A 16,689-nucleotide genomic window follows, 5' to 3' on the forward strand; every position below is an offset into this window, starting at 1 on the left:
TGTTCTCCTACCCGCCACCTACGAAGGTGACGATCTCTACGCGATCGTGAGGATGGAGGCGGTGCTCGGAGTGACGGGCTCGGCGGACCACCTCCGCGTTGACCTCCACGGCGACTCCGGGGCCGCTGCCGATCCGCAGCAGCTCGAGGAGGGCCGACAGGGTCGTACCCTCTGGCACCTCACGTGCTTCTCCGTTGACCCAAACCTCCACGGGTGGTGGCTCCTTACCTGGAAGCCGACGCACTACAAGTGCTCTCTGCCGCTGTCAACGCGTACGGACTGCTGCAGAGGAGGAAGGGCCCGCTATACTCGCCCCCATGCTCATTGCAACCCGCCAGCTCGCTGTATCCGTCCTGGCGTTGACGATTGCCCTGCCCGCGATGGCGGCCAAGCCCAAGGCCTCTCGCACGCCGCCGCCGAAGACTGTGCCGGCGAAGCCCGCGCCTGATTCAACGCCTGAGTCGGACTTGAAGCCCGCGCCGGACCTGAAGCCCGCGCCGGACCTGAAGCCCGCGCCCGAGGCGAAGCCCGCGCCCGAGGCGAAGCCCGTGCAGGAGACAAAGTCCACGCCGGCGGCGAAGCCCGCGCCCGAGGCGAAGTCCACGAAGGAGGAGAAGCGCCCTGTCGAGACGAAGCCCGTGCTCGAGGCGAAGCCCGCGCAGGCCTCGCTTCCCGCCGGGGTGCTGGATAAGCCCACGCGAGCTCCCGAGCCGTTCATCCACGGGCACCGATATGCCTATGTCGCGGGTGGTGTCTTGCTACTGGGTGGCGTGGGGTTCGGCTACTTCTCTCGAGGAGAGGCGAAGCGAGCGGAGACCCTGGAGTCCGCCCGTGAGGCCCAGGCGACGCTGAGCCGGGCTCGTACGGCCGCGGCCACGTCGAACGTGCTGTATGGCGTGGCGGGCCTGACGATCGCCTACGGGCTGTTGTTGGAGATCCTTCCGGAACCGGCCGCGGATGCGGCGAGCCTCACCTACCATTTCTGAAGAGGGCGCGTGGACGCTAGGTTGACAGGTGGCTTCCTCACGCTCGCGGCCGTGCTGACGGCTGCGGGCTGTATCATCTCCCAGGACGAGAACGCGGGACGCGCGTGTTCGGCGAACACGGACTGCCCGGAGGCGTATGCCTGCGTGGGGCCGGAGGGCCAGCGCTTCTGCGAGGTCATCTACCCGCCGCCCAGTGTGACTCCGGATGGGGGCACGGATGGGGGCGTGGTGCCCACGTACTGCAAGGACGTCCAGCCCATTCTGGCGGCGAGCTGTGTGTCGAGCTGCCATGGAGAGGTGTCGTCTGGCAGTGGTCGTACCGATTTCCGTCTGGACTACTACGAGCCGACGGGAAACCAACCCAAGGGGGCCAAGGAGATGGCCGCGCGCATCAAGGTCCGCGCGTTCGATCAGCGGACCATGCCGCCCACGGGCAATCCCGCCCCCACGGATGCCGAGCGTGCGATTCTGGGGCGCTGGGCGGCCGGTGGGGCACCCTTCTGTGATGGGGGCACTCCCTGATGTGGAGGGCAACCGAGCCAGCCATGAAAAGAGCCGTCTTGAGTGTGTGTGTCGCCGGCGTGGTGGCCGTGGTGGGCTGCACCGTGTCGGTGATGGATTTCGCCGGGAAGAAATGCGAGGTCGCGGAGGACTGCCCGGACTCGTACGTGTGCGTCGCGGCGCGCCCCGGGGCAGGGCGGACCTGTGAGGCCCTGGGCCTGCCCGGCATCTCGGATGGGGGTGAGATCCCGACCGGGCCCGTTCCTACGTGGTGTACGGACGTCCAGCCGCTGCTCGCCAACTACTGTCTGTCGAGCTGTCATGGCACGGATCACAGCAACAGCGGCAGGACAGACTTCCAACTGGACATCTACGAGTCGGCCGGAGGCGTCAAGGGCGCCCTGGAGATGGCCCCCCGCATCGAAGCGCGTGCCGTGCGGCTCCAGGACATGCCCCCCATGGGCAGTCCCGCCCCTACCGCCGAGGAGCGCGAGATTCTTGGGCGATGGGCTCAGGGCGGCGCTCCGTTCTGCGACACCGACGGAGGAGTCCCCTCGGATGGGGGCGTGGATGGCGGCACGGACGGGGGCAAGTAATGGCTTCGTCAACCTGCGGAGAGGTGCGAGCTGACCTGTGAGGGCTCGGCCGGTCGCCTGCTACCCCTAAGGTGGCCACCGCACTCTGACAAGCGCTGTTCAGGTGCTGGGGAGGCACCCACTTTCTGCCCAACCGCCGGGGAGCCCTGCTCCCTGGTCAGGCAACGAAAGGAGAGGTGCATGCGGAAGCTCATGGTGGCGGTGGCGGCAGTGGCAGGGCTGGCTCTCTCGACGGGCTGCAAGCGCAGTCCCCAGGAGGAGCGGCGCGAGCTCGCCGAGGCTCAGCAGGACGCCCAACGCGACATCGCCGAGGCTCACAAGGACGCCAACGAGGAGCGGGCTGACATCCGCAAGGACGAGCAGGAAGAGATCGCGGATGCCCAGCGGGACGTCGCCAAGGAGCAGCAGGACGTGGCCAAGGCGGACCAGGAGCGCGCCGAGGACCTGCGCAACGACACGAACACCCTGGCCGTGAACGAGACCGTTCAGGGACAGGTGCGGTCCACGACGGGTGACTCGCTCGTTCTGGTGGTCCCCGCCAAGGACAACGTCGAGGTCAAGCTGAAGACGGATGACAAGACTCGTGTAACCCAGAACAGCCGCGAGGTCGATCTGGATGACTTCAAGGAGGGCACCGAGGTGCGCGCCTCCTACGTGGCGGATGGGGACGACCTGGTCGCTCGCGACGTCGTCATCCTCACCCCCGTGAAGAAGAAGTAGAACCCCACGGGTGGGGTACCCAGAAGACGGCTCTCGCCTCCCGGCGGGAGCCGTTTTCTTTTATGCGGCGCGGAGTTCGCCAACGGATGGAGCGGGTAGGGCAGGGAATGTCTGCCCCCCTTGGTAGGGTGACGACCCATGAGGTTCTTCCCGTCATTCCTACCTGGATGCAGAGCTACCGCGCTCCCAGGTGCGCTTTCTGGTAGGATGCCGGACGGCCAACCTATAAGGTTGGATTGCTCTCCCCAGCCGTCACACGCGCGGCCATTCGCGTGCCCAATCTTCAAGGAGTGCACGAGATGTTCCCACCCAGTGAACGTTCTACGTCAAAACCCATCATCCTCTTTTCTTCGGGTCCCACCTCTTACGAGCTCGTCCGGTACCTCGGATCCACCAGCAGCGGAGAGATGCTGCTCGCGCGCCGCCGGTACTCGGAAGTCCTCGGCAGCTCGGTGATCATCAAGCGTTTGCAGGAGCCCTCGGATGCAGTCGCCCGCTCACGGCTCTTGGAAGAGGTCAAGCTCACCATTCAGTTCAACCACCCCTGCATCACCCAAGTGTTCCTGGTGCGCATGCATGAGGGCTCACCGCATGTCGTCATGGAACACGTGGATGGCTCCTCGCTGGAGTCCCTCCTCAATCTGGCGGCCATGCGCCGAGAGCCCCTCTCTGAGGAGTTCGCGGCCTACGTCGCCGGTGAGGTCGCGGATGCCCTCGTCCATGCGCACATGCTGAGTGATGCCGAAGGCCGCCCGCTGGGCATCATCCACCGGGATGTCAGCCCTCGGAACATCCACATTGGCACCCAGGGACACGTCAAGCTCACCAACTTCGCTGTCGCCTACTCGAAAATGGACGGCCGCATGTCCACGGTGGGGCCGCTGCTCAAGGGGGATATTGCCTACTCCTCCCCGGAGTACCTCCTGCTCCATCCGCTGGATGCCCGGTCCGATCTCTTCTCTCTCGGGGTTGTCCTCCTGGAGATGGTGACAGGCCAGCACCTGCTGGATCTGCCAGAGGTGGAAGAGGCCATGCATGAGGCCGGGGATCCCAACACCGTTCAGGCTTCTCTCGAGAGCGAGGAGCAGAGCTGGGTGCCCGCCTCGCAAATGGCCATGCGCATGGAGCGCTTCCGCCCGGAACACCTGGAGCGCGCCACCCAGGCGCTCTCCGCTGCCATGAAGGCCATCATCACCCGGGCGCTCCAGAGAGACCCCTCCGTGCGCTACCCGTCTGCCATGGAGATGCGGGATGAGTTGTGGGCCTTCCTGGGGGGCCAGGGGCGCTGCTACGGCCACCGGGAGGCGCAGCGCGAGATCGCTCGCATCCGCGGTGATGCCATGCGACGCGGCAGTGGTGCCGAGATCCCGGAAGAGGATCTCCCCGGTGACGAGCCCGGTGGAGGCTCACAGTAGTCTCTGAACCTCAGTCGTAGGCGGGGGGAGCGCTCTTGTCGGGCGCTCCCCGCCGTGCCTCTCGACGGTTGAGCATTGCGAGTGAGGCAGGCCCGGTGAAGGTGGCTTGTCCTTCGATGCATGTCGTCCGAGACTGTCGCCATGAGCGACGTGAACGAACTCCACCGGCGGTGGTGCATCGCGGATGGCCATGCGGACTCGCTCATGTGGAACCGTGACCTCTGTGTTCGTTCCACCGAGGGCCATGTGGATTTCCCCCGGTTGCTTGAGGCGGGGGTCAAGCTGCAGTGCTTCACCATCGTTACCCGGGGGTTCCCCTTCATCGGGGGCTTCCCGGCGTTCGCAGCCTGGCGAGGCTGGCCCCGAGAGGCGCGCTCGGGGGAGTGGAACCGGGCCGTGTGGCAGATCGATCGGCTCGCGGACTTCTGTCGCCGTTCCGAGGGCCGGGTGCGCATCACCACCTCCGCTGCCCTGCTCGAGGAGCACCTGGCTCACGGGCAGCTGTCCGCCATTCTCGGCGTGGAGGGTGGGCATGCCATCGAGGGGCGTGTGGACCGGCTCGCGGAGCTGCACCGGCGCGGAGTGCGGTTCATGGGCCTGACCCACCTCTCCAACAACGATCTTGGGGGCTCCTCCTTTCCCATGATGGGAAACCGAGGCCTCACGCCCCTGGGGCAGGAAGTGGTGCGGGAGATGGCGCGGGTGGGTCTGAGCGTGGATGTGGCCCATGCCTCCGAGCGCACGCTGGAGGAGCTCTTTGCCTACCCCTCTGTTCGCTTCTTCTGCTCGCACACCGGGGTGCGCGGTGCCGGGGGAGGGTGGCGCAACCTGTCGGATGAGTCGCTCCGCCGCATCGCCGACCGGGGGGGCGTGGTGGGTATCATTCTCGCTCCCATCTATCTGGGCGGGGACACCCTCGAAGATGTGACGCGCCACATCTCGCACGCGCTCGACGTCATGGGGGAGGAGGGGGTGGGGATTGGCTCGGACTATGACGGGATGGTGGCGCTGCCCAAGGGCTTCCGGGACGTGACGGATCTGCCTCGGCTCACCGAGGTGCTTCTGCGCCGCTTTCCGGAGCCGCTCGTGGAGCGGATCCTGGGGGGCAACTTCCGGCGCTACTTCCGAGAGACGCTCGGCGGTTGACCGGCTTCGTGAGGCCCGGGATAGTCGGCGCCTGCATGAACCGCTTCCTTGCCCTTCTTCCTCTGGTTGGCTTCTTCTTCCTCTCCGGGTGCGGTGGCCCGGACGTCGGCGACTCGTGCGAGACCACGGGCTATGTCTGCCTCGATGAGAAGCAGGCGCTCGAGTGCCGCCAGGGCGTGTGGCGCGCGCTTCCCTGCAGAGGCGCGTTGGGCTGCCTGGAGTCCAGCGATTCCATCCGCTGTGACACCTCCGCCAATGTCGCCGGGGACAATTGCGCGAACAGCGCCGAGGGTCGTGGCCTCTGCCGGGCGGATGGCCTGGCCGTCGTGGAGTGTCGGATGGGAGTGCTCGTGGAGACCGAGTCCTGTCAGGCCTGCACCCAGGATGGCACCCAGATTGTCTGCCAGCCGTAACTTCCTCCTTCGCTGAGCCACGGGCCGCCGGATCCTGGCGGTTGGCAGGCGGGTTGCCTGTGCCTACCTTGTCCTGGGCAGTGGGGGGTGGGCATGGTGGGGTGGGGGTTATGGGGGCTGGGGGCCGTGGCATGGCTGTGGGCAGGGGGCTGGGGGAGCGATCCGCGTTCCCTAACCGAAGCGCCGAGGGACGTCGCGCGACCGGTGGTGCGCGAAGCCTCCGCTTTCGTGAAGGCTCCTCCGTCAGCCCCACAGGACGTCCGGTTCGTGAGAGCTCCCGTACCTGAACCTCGCCCTCGTACGAGTGGCCTGCAAGGAGACCCCTCCTGGCGCATGGGGAGGCCGGCCAGTCCCAGCCAGCTGCAGGTGAGCGCCTCGGCTCAGGCCGCACGGGCTGGAGAGAGCATCTCCGTGGAGGTCTCCACCAACGAGATCTCCCTGGTTCGCGCCGAAGTCTTCCGGTTGGGAGTCTACGGAGGGACTGGAGCCGCCAAGGTGTGGAGCAGCACTCCCTTCACCGTTGCCACACCTCCTCGGTGCTCACGCTCCGCGTGTCCCGCGCAACAGTCCTTCTCCTTCACAGTGGCCCATGATTGGGAGCCGGGTCTCTACGTGCTGAAAGTGACGCGCGCGGATGGGTTCCGGAGCTTCACCTCGCTCGTGGTGAAGGAGCTTCCAGCCGAGGAGCCTCGTTCCTGAGGCTCAGCCCGTGATCGAAGCCAGGAAGCTGTCGAGCACCGGGTTGAAGCGCTCGGGCTGCTCCTGGTTCGACAGGTGCCCCGCGCCGGGGATGAGCTCCAGCCGAGCCCCGGAGATGAGGTCAGCCATCTGCTTTGCCTTCTCCAGGGGCGTGATGGCGTCGTGCTCGCCCACCACCACCAGTGCTGGGCCCGCGTAGCGCGCGAGGATGTCCTTGCTGTCCGCGCGCAGGGCCATGCCCCGCTGTGCCGCCGCCACCGCCTGGGGGGCCGCAGCCCGCATCATCGCAGCGACTTCGCGGCCCGCGGGTGAATCCGGGTTCGCCACCAGCTTCGGCAGCTGTGCCTGCACCAGGGGCTCCACACCCTTTTCCAGGGCCTCCTTCGCCGTGGCCTCGCGCCGGGCCCGGCCCGCCTCGTCATCCGGGGTGGCCTGGGTATCCACCAGCACCAGTCCGCGCACCCGCCCCGCATCCTCTCGCAGCAGCGCCATGGATGCGTAGCCGCCCATGGAGACACCGCCCACCACCGCCGAGTCGATCTTCAGCGCGTCCAGCAGCGCCAGCGCATCCCTCGCGATGCGCCCCATCTCCGTGGGGCCCTCGCCCAGCTTGCTCTGTCCGAAACCCCGCACGTCCGGGAGGATGAAGCGATAGCGGCCCGAGAGCGCCTTCACCTGCGCGTCGAACGCCGAACCGTTCAGAGGGAACGCATGGAGCAGCAGCACCGGCAACCCCTGGCCCACGTCCCGGTAGTGCAGGGGAATGCCGTCGACAGTCACCGTCAGCATGGAGTTCCTCCAGAGGCGCTCAGATCCACCGTTTGTGTCTGAACCAGACGATGAGCCCGATGGGGATCACCAGGATCATCACCCACATCGCGTAGTAGAAGTCCGTGCGCTGGATCTCGTTGAAGTTCTGTCCGAAGAAACCCACGATGAACGAGAGCGGCAGGAAGATCGTCGCGAAGATGGTGAGCTGCTTGGTGATGTCGTTCGTCTTGTTGGCCACCATGGACAGGTAGCCGTCCATCACGTTGCCCAGGATGTCCCGGCCGCTGTCGATCTGCTCGTACAGCCGCACGAGGTGATCGTACACATCTCGGAAGTACAGCGTGGTCTTCTCCTGGATGTTGGGGATGCCTCGCCGGGACATCAGCCCCACCACGTCCCGCTGCGGTGACAGCACGCGCCGGAACGTCACCAGCATCCGCTTCAGCTCGAAGATGCGCTGCAGGTGCTGCTTCTCCGCCTGCTCGAAGATGGCCACCTCCAGGTCCTCCAACTCGTCGTTGAAGGAGTCCAGGATCGGGAACTGCTTGTCGATCAGCACGTCCGCCAGCAGGTAGAGGATGAAGTCCGCTCCGCGCTCGATCGTTCCTTTCGGATCGTTCTCGACCCGACGGCGGATCTCGTCATGCGCATCGAAGGGGAACTCGTGGACGCTGATCAGCCAGTCAGGGCCCAGGAAGAAGTGATGCTCCTGTAGGGTCAGGTCGCAGATGTCCTTGGCGGCGGTGAACCCCTGGAGGACGATGAACTGGTGGTTGGGGTACTCCTCCAGCTTGGGCCGCTGGTCCAGGTGGAGGCAGTCCTCGACGGCCAGCCGATGCAGCGAGTAGCGCTCGGCGAGCTTCATCAGCCCCTCCTCGCTGGGGGCGAGCACGTCGATCCACTTGATACCGGGCTTGTCGAGCAACTCCTCGCCGCCGGTGAGGGTGCGACCTTCGTGCAGCACACAGACCTGCATCTTCATGAGGCGGACTCACAATGCTGGGAGCGCAACATGCTCCGGATTGCTAGAACCAACCGGCTCAGAAGTCGAGAACCCACCGGCCCCAGATCGGTCTAGAGTGACCCCGTGTCCGCCGATACCCCACCCCCGATTCTCTCTCCGAGGCTCGAGCAGATCCTCCAGACGCTGCCGGATCCGGCGTTCACCGCCCGGCTGAGGAAGGTGTACGCCGCTGCCGCACAGGCCATCGCCCGACTCAGCGACATGGACCTGGTGAAGTATGAGACGCACTCCACCGAGACGGGGGCAGACCTGTCCCTGTGGGAGGAGATGGCTCCCGTCATCCGGGACACAGTGGTGGACGTGAACAGGCTGCTCAATGTCATCCGGGAGCAGTTCCCGCCCCAGCCGTCGGCGAACCGCGCGGCGCCGGGCTCGTTCCCGGACCGGGTCAGGAACTCATCGGTCTCGCTGCAGGAGGCGATGACTCAGATGGCCCAGGAGATCACCCAACTGGGCGAGACCATGCGCAACCCCTCGGTGGTGTCCGATCGGTGGACGCTGCTGGCGGAGATCCAGCGCTTCCGGTCCTTCTTCCGCGAGCAGATCAGCAATCTCGTATTCACGTCCATCAGCGCCTTCGGGGACGTGGCCCGGAAGGAAGTGGTCCCCGGCTACGAGGCCGAGGTGAAGGCCTCCATGACGGTGCGCGCCATCGTGGCCGACCTGGGACGCATTCTCTCCGCGCGGCTGGCGAAGGTGCGCGATGCCGCGCCGGGAGAGGTGCAGAACAACGTCGTGCAGCTCCAGAACGAGATGGACGCCTTCGGCCGGACGGCGGCGTACCGGGGCCTGCGCGCCCAGGACAAGCGGCACTTCATCGAGCTGCGCGGGAAGGTGGGGCCGCTGGTGGAAATGGCCGCTCCACCCAAAGAGGAGGTGCTCAGCGTCGTGGAATCGCTCGATTCGCTCGTGCGCTCGCTGGCCGCGATGAATCAGCGGCAGGTGCTCATCATCAATGACCGCGAGGTCTGGGCCGCGTGTGGCGTGCGGCTGGAGCGGGCGTTCGGGCTGGTGAATTCGGATCCTGCCTCTGCCGCGCGCTTGCTGGCCGAGGCCGCCGCCATCGGGCAGTCTCTCTACGGGCGGGAATCGAACATGGATGCCTTCCTGCGCAAGGCGCGCAAGGCACCGCTGGCTTCGCTCACCGGTGCCGAGCTGCGTTCCACGCTGGAGAACCTGCAAGGACTGCTGGCCAACCTGGGGATCACGTGAGGCGGTCGCGTCGTTCCCAGGAGGCGAGTCCGAGCAGTCGCGCGACGGTTCCCCGGCCTCTCCGAGAGGCAGATTTCTCTCAGGTAGACAGTGTCTTCACGGACGTGGACGGCACGCTCACCACGGGCCACAAGCTCCGCAGCCAGACGATCCGTGCGCTCGAGAGCCTCTCCGAGGCAGGGCTACGGGTGGTGCTTGTGAGCGGCCGGCCCGCGGGGTGGGGCGAGGCCTGGGCTCGGACACTCCCGGTGGATGGGGTCATCGTGGAGAACGGTGGCCTGTTCTTCGTCCGTGATACCAAGGGTGCTCTGCGCCGGGTGTACGCTGAGGCGCCCTCGGAGCGAGCGGCCAACCGCAAGCGCCTGCGCTCGGAGGTGCTCCGGGTGCTGCGCCAGGTTCCCGGGGCCCGGCTGTCCTCGGACAGCGTGTACACCGAGGTGGATCTGGCCATCGATTACAACGAGGAGGCCCGGCTGGGAGACGCGGCGGCCGGCCGCATCGAGTCGCTGCTGCGCGCGCGGGGTGTGACGGCGGTGCGCTCCTCGGTGCACGTGAACTGCTGGATCGGGCGCTTCGACAAGCTGTCCATGTCCCGGCGCTTCGCCCGCGTGGCCTGGGGCGAGTTGCTGACGCCCAAGGATGGCTGCTCCGTGTATGCCGGGGATTCTTTCAATGACGCCCCGATGTTCGAGGCATTCAGCCTCAGTGTGGGCGTGGCCAACGTGCGCGGTGTGCTGGACCGCATCGACGCGCCACCGGCCTTCATCACCCGGGCGGCCGAGGGGAGGGGCTTCGAGGAACTGGCTCGAGCCATTCTCGCCCAGCGAGGCCATCGCCCGGCTCTTCAGGAGTGACTCGTGAACGTTGTGAGACTCGAGCTGGCCCGCGGACTGGGCCGCCACCTGCGCGCAGGCCACCCGTGGGTGTTCCGCAAGGCGCTAGAGCAGGTGCCCAAGATTCCCGCCGGCAGCGTGGTGGACCTCACCGAGGGTGGGAAGTTCGTCGCGCGCGGCTACTTCGATCCGCACTCAGCCATCGCGGTGCGCGTGCTCACGCGGGATCCGCGGGAGAACATCGACGCGGACTTCATCGCGCGGCGGGTGAAGCAGGCGCTCGCCGAACGGAAGGGCCTCATTGATCTCACCGATACGGACAGCTTCCGCCTCCTCCACGGTGAAGGGGACGGGCTGCCGGGCGTGGTCGCGGACCTGTATGCGGGGCATGTGGTGCTCAAGCTGTACTCGGCCGGCCTCACGCCCTACCGCCACCTCATCGTCGAGGCATTCAAGTCGGCGATCCCCGAGCTGAAAGGCATCATCGGCCGGGACGAGGTGGCTCGGGACGATGTGGAGGATGACGAGGGCCGAGGCACCGGGCGGATGCTCTACGGGCCTGACGCGCCGGAGTTGATCCCCATCCGCGAGCGGGGAGCCATCTTCCTCGTGGACGCGTGGCGCGGGCAGAAGACGGGCTTCTTCCTGGACCAGCGGGAGAACCGCTTCCTCATCCGTCGGCTGGCGAAGGACCGGGATGTGCTCAACTGCTTCTGCTTCAGCGGAGGCTTCTCGGTGAACGCGGCGCTGGGCGGAGCCCGGAGCGTCTTCTCGGTGGACCTGGATCCGGACGCCATCGCGCTGGCCCGCGAGAACTTCACGCGCAACGGGCTGCCGGCGGAGAAGTACGATTTCCTCGCCGCGGACGTCTTCAAAATCATCCAGTCCTTCAAGGACGAGGGACGCACGTTTGATCTGATCATCCTGGACCCGCCGGCCTTCGCGAAGAGCCAGCGCGCGGTGCAGGCGGCCATCGACGGGTACGCGTCGCTCAACCGGCAGGCGCTCGCGTTGCTGCGGCCGGGAGGACTGCTGGCCACGGCGTCCTGTTCGGCGCGCGTCAGCCCCGACGACTTCATGGGCGCGGTGCGCGAGGCGGGTTTCAAGGCTGGCGTGGATCTGGCGCTCGTGGAGGAGCGCTACCAACCGCCGGATCACCCGGTCCGCCTGCAGTTCCCCGAGGGGAAGTACCTCAAGTTCTACGTGCTCGCCTCGGTGTGAGCACAAGGCGCGAGGGAGCAGGGGAGTCGCCTCCGCTGCTCACCTCCAGCGCATCACTTCTGCTCGAGCTCCTCGGGGTGGAAGACGCGCGAGGCCACGCGGTCCAGCACCTCGTCGCTCCACCGGAGACTGGCCTTCATCAGCCGCTTCATCTCCTTGGCGAAGGTGCGCTCGTCCGGCACCACCGTATAGGTCCGGCTGAGGTACAGCCCGCGGTTCTCGGGCTCGTAGCTCACGGTGCCCCCGCCCGTGTCCGTGCCTTCCTTCTCCTCCTTCTGGAAGGTCTCGAGCACGCCGGGCTTGGGCGGTTCGTGGAACTTGTACACGAGGGCGCTGCACTCCAGCGCCTGCGTGTCCTCATGCCACTCGAAGTAGAGCTGCGCCCCGCCCATGACGAGGCCACCGAAGCCCTCCGCGTTCAGCCCCGGGCTCTGCAGCGGACCCTCGGGCCGGACGAAGGACTGCACCAGCCGCTGGGCGCCCTCCCGAGTCATGGGCGCACCCGCCGGGGACGCGGGTGCCAGACCGGCCACCCACGACATCAGCAGGCCGCCAAGGCCACTTCGAGGTGCGGTCGCCATCTCAGTCGTTGAACTTGCCAGCCCGGGCCTGGTCGAACGGCACGCGGTGCTGCAGGTACACGGACTCGAAGTTGTGCGACTCGATGGGGTTGAGGTGGAACTCGTTGAACCGGTGCGTCACCGAGCCCTGGCCGCCGTCCGTCAGCGGGTTCCACTTGGTGGGGCCCAGACCGAAGGCGTCGGGCACCAGGTCGCTCTTGTTCACGTAGTGCACGTAGTTGGGGCCGTCCGGGTAGTGCATGGCCGCCGCGCCGAACGTCTCCACGTTCAGCTTGCTCATGGCCTTCTGCGCATCGCCCTTGGACATCCCATCTTCCAAGCGCAGCCTGTCGTACACATGGCCCAGCGCGCGGCTGGTGATCAGTCCGCCCTGGCTGTGCGCCATCACGTGCACCGAGCGGCCCGCCTTGATCTCCTGGTAGAGCGTGTCCGCCAGCGTGTCCACGGCCGGGTTGGTGCCCTTGTCCAGCTTGTCCTTCACGCACTGGGCCAGGTCGGCGCCCATGCCCTCAGTGGCGTTGTGGATGCCCACCACCTTGGCGCCCGTCGTCTCGGCGATCGACTCGAGGCTGCCGTACTGGCCGTCCTTCGTCGTGTTGATGCCGTTGACGTAGACGATCGTCTCGGAGGGGTTCGGGTTGTTCTTCGGGGTGACGCCGGGGATGTCCTTCAGCGCGGTGCCGGGCGGGAACGTCTTGCCACCGGTGCCGACGAACTGGCCGTCATAGACGCGGTCCGCCTGGTTGCCACCACCGAAGAAGCCTTGCACCGCCTTGGCGCCGCTGACGGCCTTGGTCTCGAAGCCGTCCACCACGTTGTGGATCTTGTGGCCTGCGTCCACGGCCACGTCGTGGACCTTGTCTACCGTCTTCTCAACGGCCGTCTCCACCTTGTTGACGGCCTTCTCGGCGCCGGTCTTCACCTGGTTGAGGAGATTGCGGCCGCGCTCGATGGGGTTCATTCGGGACTCCGTAATTTTTGGGAAGGTGCTGCCTTTGGGATGGATTGTCGTACCTGGGCTGGAAAAGTTGCGGCCCAGGAATAACGCGATGCGTTGGGCGGCCTAGTTCTTGAAAACCTTCGAGGCCACGCGGTCGAGCACGGTCTCGTTCCACACGATGCTGGCCTTCATGAGCTTCTTCATGTCCTCGATGAAGGAGGACTGCGGAGGCGCCTGGGTATAGGTGCGGCTGAGGAAGAGGGACTTGTTCTCCTTCTCATAGTCCACCGTGCCGCCACCGGTGTCCGTGCCGGCCTTCTGCTCCTGCTCGAAGCCCTCGATGATGCCGGGCTTGGGCGGATCCTTGAACTTGTAGATGAGGGCGCTGCACTCGAGCGCCTGCTCCTTGTCATGCCACTCGAAATAGAGCTGCGCGCCTTCCACGGCGACGCCGCCGAAGCCTTGAGGGTTGAGGCCAGGGCTGTCGGGGTTGCCAGTGGCTGCCAGTAGCGCCTTCGCCAGGCGCTGCGCTTCTTCTCGCGTCATAGGGGGCTGGATCTCCGGGCGGGGGAAAACGGGGCTGCCCAGCCTAGCAGACCGGACGGCAAAGAGGCCCCAGGTCCCCTCGGGAGGGCCACGGAGTGCCGGAAAGATTCCCCGCGTCTTATGGCGGACCACCGGATCATTCCTGGATCATTTTGCGATCAGGAATGGTGTTTTGGCTGAACATCTGTTCTCTGGGTCGCTTCAGACTCACTGGGCTCTCGTGCGAGGGAGCGGCCACCTGGGCTGGCGAGGATTAAGGTGCCTGTGCATGGTCACCAAAGGGCAGTTCCTCGAGCGCCCGACGCTCATCCCCGTCGGCCGCGAGGTGATGGAGGGCACGGCTCACCGGGGCGTGAAGAGGCCACCCCTGCTCGTGCTCGCGCCTCGGCCTGAGGAGGGCGGGGGAATGGATCACGTCATTGCCGCGGAGCTCGCGTGGGCTGCGGCCACGGCCGGCTTCCCCACGCTTCGGTTCAACTACCGGGGCGTCGGAGGGAGCCAGGGCTCTCGCGGCACGGGCGAGGAGCTCATTCAGGACGCGGAGGCCGCCATGCGCGTGCTGCTGGAGAACGCCCAGAGCGCCAGCCTCGCGGTGGCCTCGCTCCACGGCGGAGCCCAGGTGGCGATGGCGTTGCAAGCCCGGCACCCGGCGGTGGGCGGGCTGTGCCTGGTGGCTCCCGCGGATGTGGAATTGGTGGAGCTGACGCGGTTGGATCGCTCCCTGCTTGTGGTGGTGGGCGAGGAGGACAAGCGTCTGTCTCGAGCGGCCCTGGCGGCGGCGGTGGGAGAGGCGCCTCGGGGCGAGCTGGAGGTGATCGATGACGCGGGGCCCAATTTCCACAGGAATCTCTCGCAGGTCGGGCGGTTCCTGGCCGCGTGGCTGAAGCGGCTGTCGGGCGAGTGACCGATGCCGCGTAAGCCTTCCAACTTCTTAAGGTTTCTCAACACGTCACGGCTTGCCGGCCGGGCCTCCAGTCGACCAGACTGGAAGACAGACCCAATCGTTCCGCCATTCGTTCGTAGGGTCTGTTGAAGAAGTACCCCGCTTTTTGAGGAGTGCCGATGATGCAAAGGATCCTGGCAAACGCGGTGGTAGCGCTCGCGGTGGTCGGAGCCGCAGCCTGCTCGTCCAAGAGCGAGGCGCCTTCCTCCCCCGAGACGAGCCAGTCAGCCCCGAGTTTGGACCTCGCGGAGGCGGAACTGGTGCCGGGCAGCATCCTGGTGGACTTCAAGGACGGCACCACCAAGGAACAGTTCGATGCGTGGGAGGACGAGTGGGGCGTGGACCTCGAGTTCAACTCGATCGAGGGCAAGGATGATGGCCTCACCGTGGCAGTAGGGGTGGATGACGTGGAGAGCGCCCTGGAGCGCATCCGTCAGAACCCCGCCGTGGAGTCCGCTGAGCCGCTGATGCAGTTCCGCGCCAGCTTCACTCCGAACGATCCGGACTACGGCAAGCAGTGGAACCTGCAGATGATCGACATGCCCAAGGCCTGGGACAGCAGCAAGGGCAAGGGCGTGGTGGTGGCGGTGCTGGATACCGGCATCGCCTACGAGGACTACGACGACTTCAAGCAGGTGCCGGACCTGAAGGGCGCGAAGTTCGCCAAGGGCTACGACTTCGTGAACGACGATGAGCACGCCAACGACGACCACGGGCACGGCACGCACGTGGCGGGCACCATCGCCCAGGCGACGAACAACGGCGAGGGCGTGGCGGGCGTGGCCTTCGAGGCGACGCTGATGCCGGTGAAGGTGCTCAACCACTTTGGCGCTGGCACCTCGGCGGACATCGTGGACGCCATCCGCTTCGCCGCGGACAACGGCGCCAAGGTGATCAACATGTCGCTGGGCGGTGGCGGGTACTCGAAGGCCATGGCCGACGCGGTGGAGTACGCGCGCAAGAAGGGCGTCACGGTGGTCGCTGCGGCGGGCAATGCCGCGCGCAATCGCGTGGAGTACCCCGCGGCCTACCCGGGTGCCGTGGCTGTGTCCGCCGTGGGCCCGGATGGGACGCTGGCTCCGTACTCGTCCTACGGCAAGGATCTCGACATCGCCGCTCCGGGTGGTGACAAGCGCAAGGGCGAGCAGAACGGCATCATCCAGAACACGATCGATCCGCGGGATGTGTCGCGCTCCGTGTACGCCTCGTATCAGGGCACCAGCATGGCCACTCCGCACGTGGCGGCGGTGGCGGCGCTTCTGTATGCGGCGGGTGCCAGCGGTCCAGATGAGGTGGAGAAGGCCCTCTTCGAGGGCGCCAAGCGCGTCAATGGCCAGGCCTGGAGCGAGCAGTACGGCCACGGTCTGCTCAACGCGAAGGCCTCGCTGGAGGCGCTCGGTGGCACCGGTGGGCAGTGGCCCTCGCTCTGGTGGGCGCTGGCGCTGCTGGCGTTCGTGCTGATGACCCTGGGGCGTCGCGCTCGGCCAGGTTTCCTCAACATCCTCTTCACCCCGAGCTTCCTCGTGCCGCTGCTGCTCGCGACGGTGGGCGTGTTCTTCGCGCGCTCGTGGTTCGGCGGTTCCTCCGACGTGGTGAACGCCGTGTCGCTGCCCATCCCCGATTGGGAGCGCATCATCTTCGGCCGGGGCAAGCTGGCCAATCCGCTCTTCTACAGCGCCCTCATCCCGACGGTGCTCTCGATCTTCGCCATCAAGTTCCGCGCTCTGCGGCCGGCCATTGGCGGCCTGGCACTCGGCTTCGCGGGCTTCCTGGGCTACGCGGCCTGGTCCAAGGCGCCCGGCCTGGCGTACATGCCCTTCAGTTTCCTGGCCATGCCGTGGCTCGTGGTGAACATGCTGATTTGCACCTTCATCGGCCGCGCCATGCTCAAGAAGGAGACGGTATGAAGCTGAGCGGGCGCGTCGCCTTCCGAGACATCGAGACGGGAGTGTGGGTGCTGGAGGGCGATGACGGCTGCACCTACCAGCTCGCCGGAGGCGATCGGAAGATCAAGAAGGAGGGGCAGCGCGTCGAAGTCGACGGCAAGGTCGACAACGATTCGGTGACGCTCCACATGGTGGGGCCCATCTTCAACGTGGCCTCCTACAAGTTCCTGTAGCACCGAGCCTCCAGCACTCGGTC

Annotated in this window: 20 protein-coding genes; 14 read left to right on the forward strand and 6 right to left on the reverse strand. The window is 66.5% G+C overall.

Annotated elements, in window-relative coordinates:
* Positions 1-7: 7 nt before the first annotated feature.
* Positions 8-211, reverse strand: a complete 204-nt coding sequence (gene thiS, locus KY501_RS08915; protein ID WP_224362246.1) for a sulfur carrier protein ThiS — start codon at positions 209-211, stop codon at positions 8-10.
* Positions 212-317: 106 nt separating this feature from the next.
* Between thiS and KY501_RS08920 the strand changes: the two genes are divergently transcribed.
* The 8 genes from KY501_RS08920 to KY501_RS08955 all read left to right on the forward strand — a co-directional run bounded on the left by KY501_RS08920 (position 318) and on the right by KY501_RS08955 (position 6,476).
* Positions 318-986 (forward strand): hypothetical protein, encoded by a 669-nt coding sequence (locus KY501_RS08920; RefSeq protein WP_224362247.1) that lies wholly within the window; start codon positions 318-320, stop codon positions 984-986.
* 9 nt (positions 987-995) lie between these two features.
* Positions 996-1,508 carry a hypothetical protein gene (locus KY501_RS08925; RefSeq protein WP_224362248.1) on the forward strand — a complete coding sequence of 171 codons (513 nt, stop codon included), beginning with the start codon at positions 996-998 and terminating at the stop codon, positions 1,506-1,508.
* A 23-nt stretch (positions 1,509-1,531) separates the two neighbouring features.
* The gene (locus tag KY501_RS08930; RefSeq protein WP_224362249.1) at positions 1,532-2,083 is read left to right on the forward strand and encodes a hypothetical protein; all 552 of its coding nucleotides are present in this window, start codon (positions 1,532-1,534) and stop codon (positions 2,081-2,083) included.
* A 180-nt stretch (positions 2,084-2,263) separates the two neighbouring features.
* Complete coding sequence (locus KY501_RS08935; RefSeq protein ID WP_224362250.1) at positions 2,264-2,803, forward strand: hypothetical protein; 540 nt, start codon at positions 2,264-2,266, stop codon at positions 2,801-2,803.
* A 299-nt stretch (positions 2,804-3,102) separates the two neighbouring features.
* A complete protein-coding gene (locus KY501_RS08940) occupies positions 3,103-4,218 on the forward strand; it encodes a serine/threonine-protein kinase (RefSeq protein WP_224362251.1) in 1,116 nt (371 codons plus the stop codon).
* Between the two features lie 141 nt (positions 4,219-4,359).
* Positions 4,360-5,364, forward strand: a complete 1,005-nt coding sequence (locus tag KY501_RS08945; RefSeq protein ID WP_224362252.1) for a dipeptidase — start codon at positions 4,360-4,362, stop codon at positions 5,362-5,364.
* Positions 5,365-5,399: 35 nt separating this feature from the next.
* The gene (locus KY501_RS08950; protein ID WP_224362253.1) at positions 5,400-5,777 is read left to right on the forward strand and encodes a hypothetical protein; all 378 of its coding nucleotides are present in this window, start codon (positions 5,400-5,402) and stop codon (positions 5,775-5,777) included.
* Between the two features lie 333 nt (positions 5,778-6,110).
* On the forward strand, positions 6,111-6,476 hold the full coding sequence (locus tag KY501_RS08955; protein ID WP_224362254.1) for a N,N-dimethylformamidase beta subunit family domain-containing protein: 366 nt from the start codon (positions 6,111-6,113) through the stop codon (positions 6,474-6,476).
* A 3-nt stretch (positions 6,477-6,479) separates the two neighbouring features.
* Here the strand turns inward: KY501_RS08955 and KY501_RS08960 are convergent, their stop codons facing one another.
* Positions 6,480-7,265, reverse strand: coding sequence for an alpha/beta fold hydrolase (locus KY501_RS08960; protein ID WP_224362255.1), 786 nt, complete (start codon positions 7,263-7,265; stop codon positions 6,480-6,482).
* 19 nt (positions 7,266-7,284) lie between these two features.
* Entirely contained in the window at positions 7,285-8,229 is a 945-nt protein-coding gene (corA, locus tag KY501_RS08965; RefSeq protein WP_224362256.1) for a magnesium/cobalt transporter CorA, read from the reverse strand.
* Positions 8,230-8,334: 105 nt separating this feature from the next.
* On the opposite strand from corA, the gene KY501_RS08970 reads away from it, so the two are divergent.
* The 3 genes from KY501_RS08970 to KY501_RS08980 are packed head-to-tail and all read left to right on the forward strand — an operon-like array spanning position 8,335 to position 11,537.
* Positions 8,335-9,483 carry a hypothetical protein gene (locus tag KY501_RS08970; protein ID WP_224362257.1) on the forward strand — a complete coding sequence of 383 codons (1,149 nt, stop codon included), beginning with the start codon at positions 8,335-8,337 and terminating at the stop codon, positions 9,481-9,483.
* Positions 9,480-10,337 (forward strand): HAD-IIB family hydrolase, encoded by an 858-nt coding sequence (locus KY501_RS08975; protein WP_224362258.1) that lies wholly within the window; start codon positions 9,480-9,482, stop codon positions 10,335-10,337. The genes KY501_RS08970 and KY501_RS08975 overlap by 4 nt, the downstream gene beginning before the upstream one ends.
* 3 nt (positions 10,338-10,340) lie before the next feature.
* Complete coding sequence (locus KY501_RS08980) at positions 10,341-11,537, forward strand: class I SAM-dependent rRNA methyltransferase (RefSeq protein ID WP_224362259.1); 1,197 nt, start codon at positions 10,341-10,343, stop codon at positions 11,535-11,537.
* A 53-nt stretch (positions 11,538-11,590) separates the two neighbouring features.
* On the opposite strand, the gene KY501_RS08985 is transcribed toward KY501_RS08980, so the two are convergent.
* The 3 genes from KY501_RS08985 to KY501_RS08995 form a co-directional block, all read right to left on the reverse strand.
* The gene (locus KY501_RS08985) at positions 11,591-12,031 is read right to left on the reverse strand and encodes a type III secretion system chaperone (RefSeq protein WP_224362260.1); all 441 of its coding nucleotides are present in this window, start codon (positions 12,029-12,031) and stop codon (positions 11,591-11,593) included.
* A gap of 88 nt (positions 12,032-12,119) precedes the next feature.
* Positions 12,120-13,079 (reverse strand): alpha/beta hydrolase family protein, encoded by a 960-nt coding sequence (locus tag KY501_RS08990; RefSeq protein WP_224362261.1) that lies wholly within the window; start codon positions 13,077-13,079, stop codon positions 12,120-12,122.
* Between the two features lie 102 nt (positions 13,080-13,181).
* Positions 13,182-13,604, reverse strand: coding sequence for a hypothetical protein (locus KY501_RS08995; protein ID WP_224362262.1), 423 nt, complete (start codon positions 13,602-13,604; stop codon positions 13,182-13,184).
* A gap of 268 nt (positions 13,605-13,872) precedes the next feature.
* On the opposite strand from KY501_RS08995, the gene sglT reads away from it, so the two are divergent.
* The 3 genes from sglT to KY501_RS09010 all read left to right on the forward strand — a co-directional run bounded on the left by sglT (position 13,873) and on the right by KY501_RS09010 (position 16,666).
* Positions 13,873-14,508: a type IV pili motility protein SglT gene (gene sglT, locus KY501_RS09000; RefSeq protein ID WP_224362263.1), complete on the forward strand. Its 636-nt coding sequence runs from the start codon at positions 13,873-13,875 to the stop codon at positions 14,506-14,508.
* Between the two features lie 161 nt (positions 14,509-14,669).
* A complete protein-coding gene (locus KY501_RS09005) occupies positions 14,670-16,454 on the forward strand; it encodes a S8 family serine peptidase (RefSeq protein WP_224362346.1) in 1,785 nt (594 codons plus the stop codon).
* Positions 16,451-16,666: a DUF5818 domain-containing protein gene (locus KY501_RS09010; protein WP_224362264.1), complete on the forward strand. Its 216-nt coding sequence runs from the start codon at positions 16,451-16,453 to the stop codon at positions 16,664-16,666. The genes KY501_RS09005 and KY501_RS09010 overlap by 4 nt, the downstream gene beginning before the upstream one ends.
* Positions 16,667-16,689: the final 23 nt, after the last annotated feature.

The organism is Hyalangium versicolor (assembly GCF_020103695.1).
Classification (GTDB): Bacteria; Myxococcota; Myxococcia; order Myxococcales; family Myxococcaceae; genus Hyalangium; species Hyalangium versicolor.

Coding starts and splice junctions, on each gene's coding strand:
- KY501_RS08920 (WP_224362247.1), top strand. CDS start 318: ATGCTCATTGCAACCCGCCAGCTCGCTGTATCCGTCCTGGCGTTGACG.
- KY501_RS08930 (WP_224362249.1), top strand. CDS start 1,532: ATGAAAAGAGCCGTCTTGAGTGTGTGTGTCGCCGGCGTGGTGGCCGTG.
- KY501_RS08935 (WP_224362250.1), top strand. CDS start 2,264: ATGCGGAAGCTCATGGTGGCGGTGGCGGCAGTGGCAGGGCTGGCTCTC.
- KY501_RS08940 (WP_224362251.1), top strand. CDS start 3,103: ATGTTCCCACCCAGTGAACGTTCTACGTCAAAACCCATCATCCTCTTT.
- KY501_RS08945 (WP_224362252.1), top strand. CDS start 4,360: ATGAGCGACGTGAACGAACTCCACCGGCGGTGGTGCATCGCGGATGGC.
- KY501_RS08950 (WP_224362253.1), top strand. CDS start 5,400: ATGAACCGCTTCCTTGCCCTTCTTCCTCTGGTTGGCTTCTTCTTCCTC.
- KY501_RS08955 (WP_224362254.1), top strand. CDS start 6,111: ATGGGGAGGCCGGCCAGTCCCAGCCAGCTGCAGGTGAGCGCCTCGGCT.
- KY501_RS08960 (WP_224362255.1), bottom strand. CDS start 7,265: ATGCTGACGGTGACTGTCGACGGCATTCCCCTGCACTACCGGGACGTG.
- corA (WP_224362256.1), bottom strand. CDS start 8,229: ATGAAGATGCAGGTCTGTGTGCTGCACGAAGGTCGCACCCTCACCGGC.
- KY501_RS08985 (WP_224362260.1), bottom strand. CDS start 12,031: ATGACTCGGGAGGGCGCCCAGCGGCTGGTGCAGTCCTTCGTCCGGCCC.
- KY501_RS08990 (WP_224362261.1), bottom strand. CDS start 13,079: ATGAACCCCATCGAGCGCGGCCGCAATCTCCTCAACCAGGTGAAGACC.
- KY501_RS08995 (WP_224362262.1), bottom strand. CDS start 13,604: ATGACGCGAGAAGAAGCGCAGCGCCTGGCGAAGGCGCTACTGGCAGCC.
- sglT (WP_224362263.1), top strand. CDS start 13,873: ATGGTCACCAAAGGGCAGTTCCTCGAGCGCCCGACGCTCATCCCCGTC.
- KY501_RS09005 (WP_224362346.1), top strand. CDS start 14,670: ATGCAAAGGATCCTGGCAAACGCGGTGGTAGCGCTCGCGGTGGTCGGA.
- KY501_RS09010 (WP_224362264.1), top strand. CDS start 16,451: ATGAAGCTGAGCGGGCGCGTCGCCTTCCGAGACATCGAGACGGGAGTG.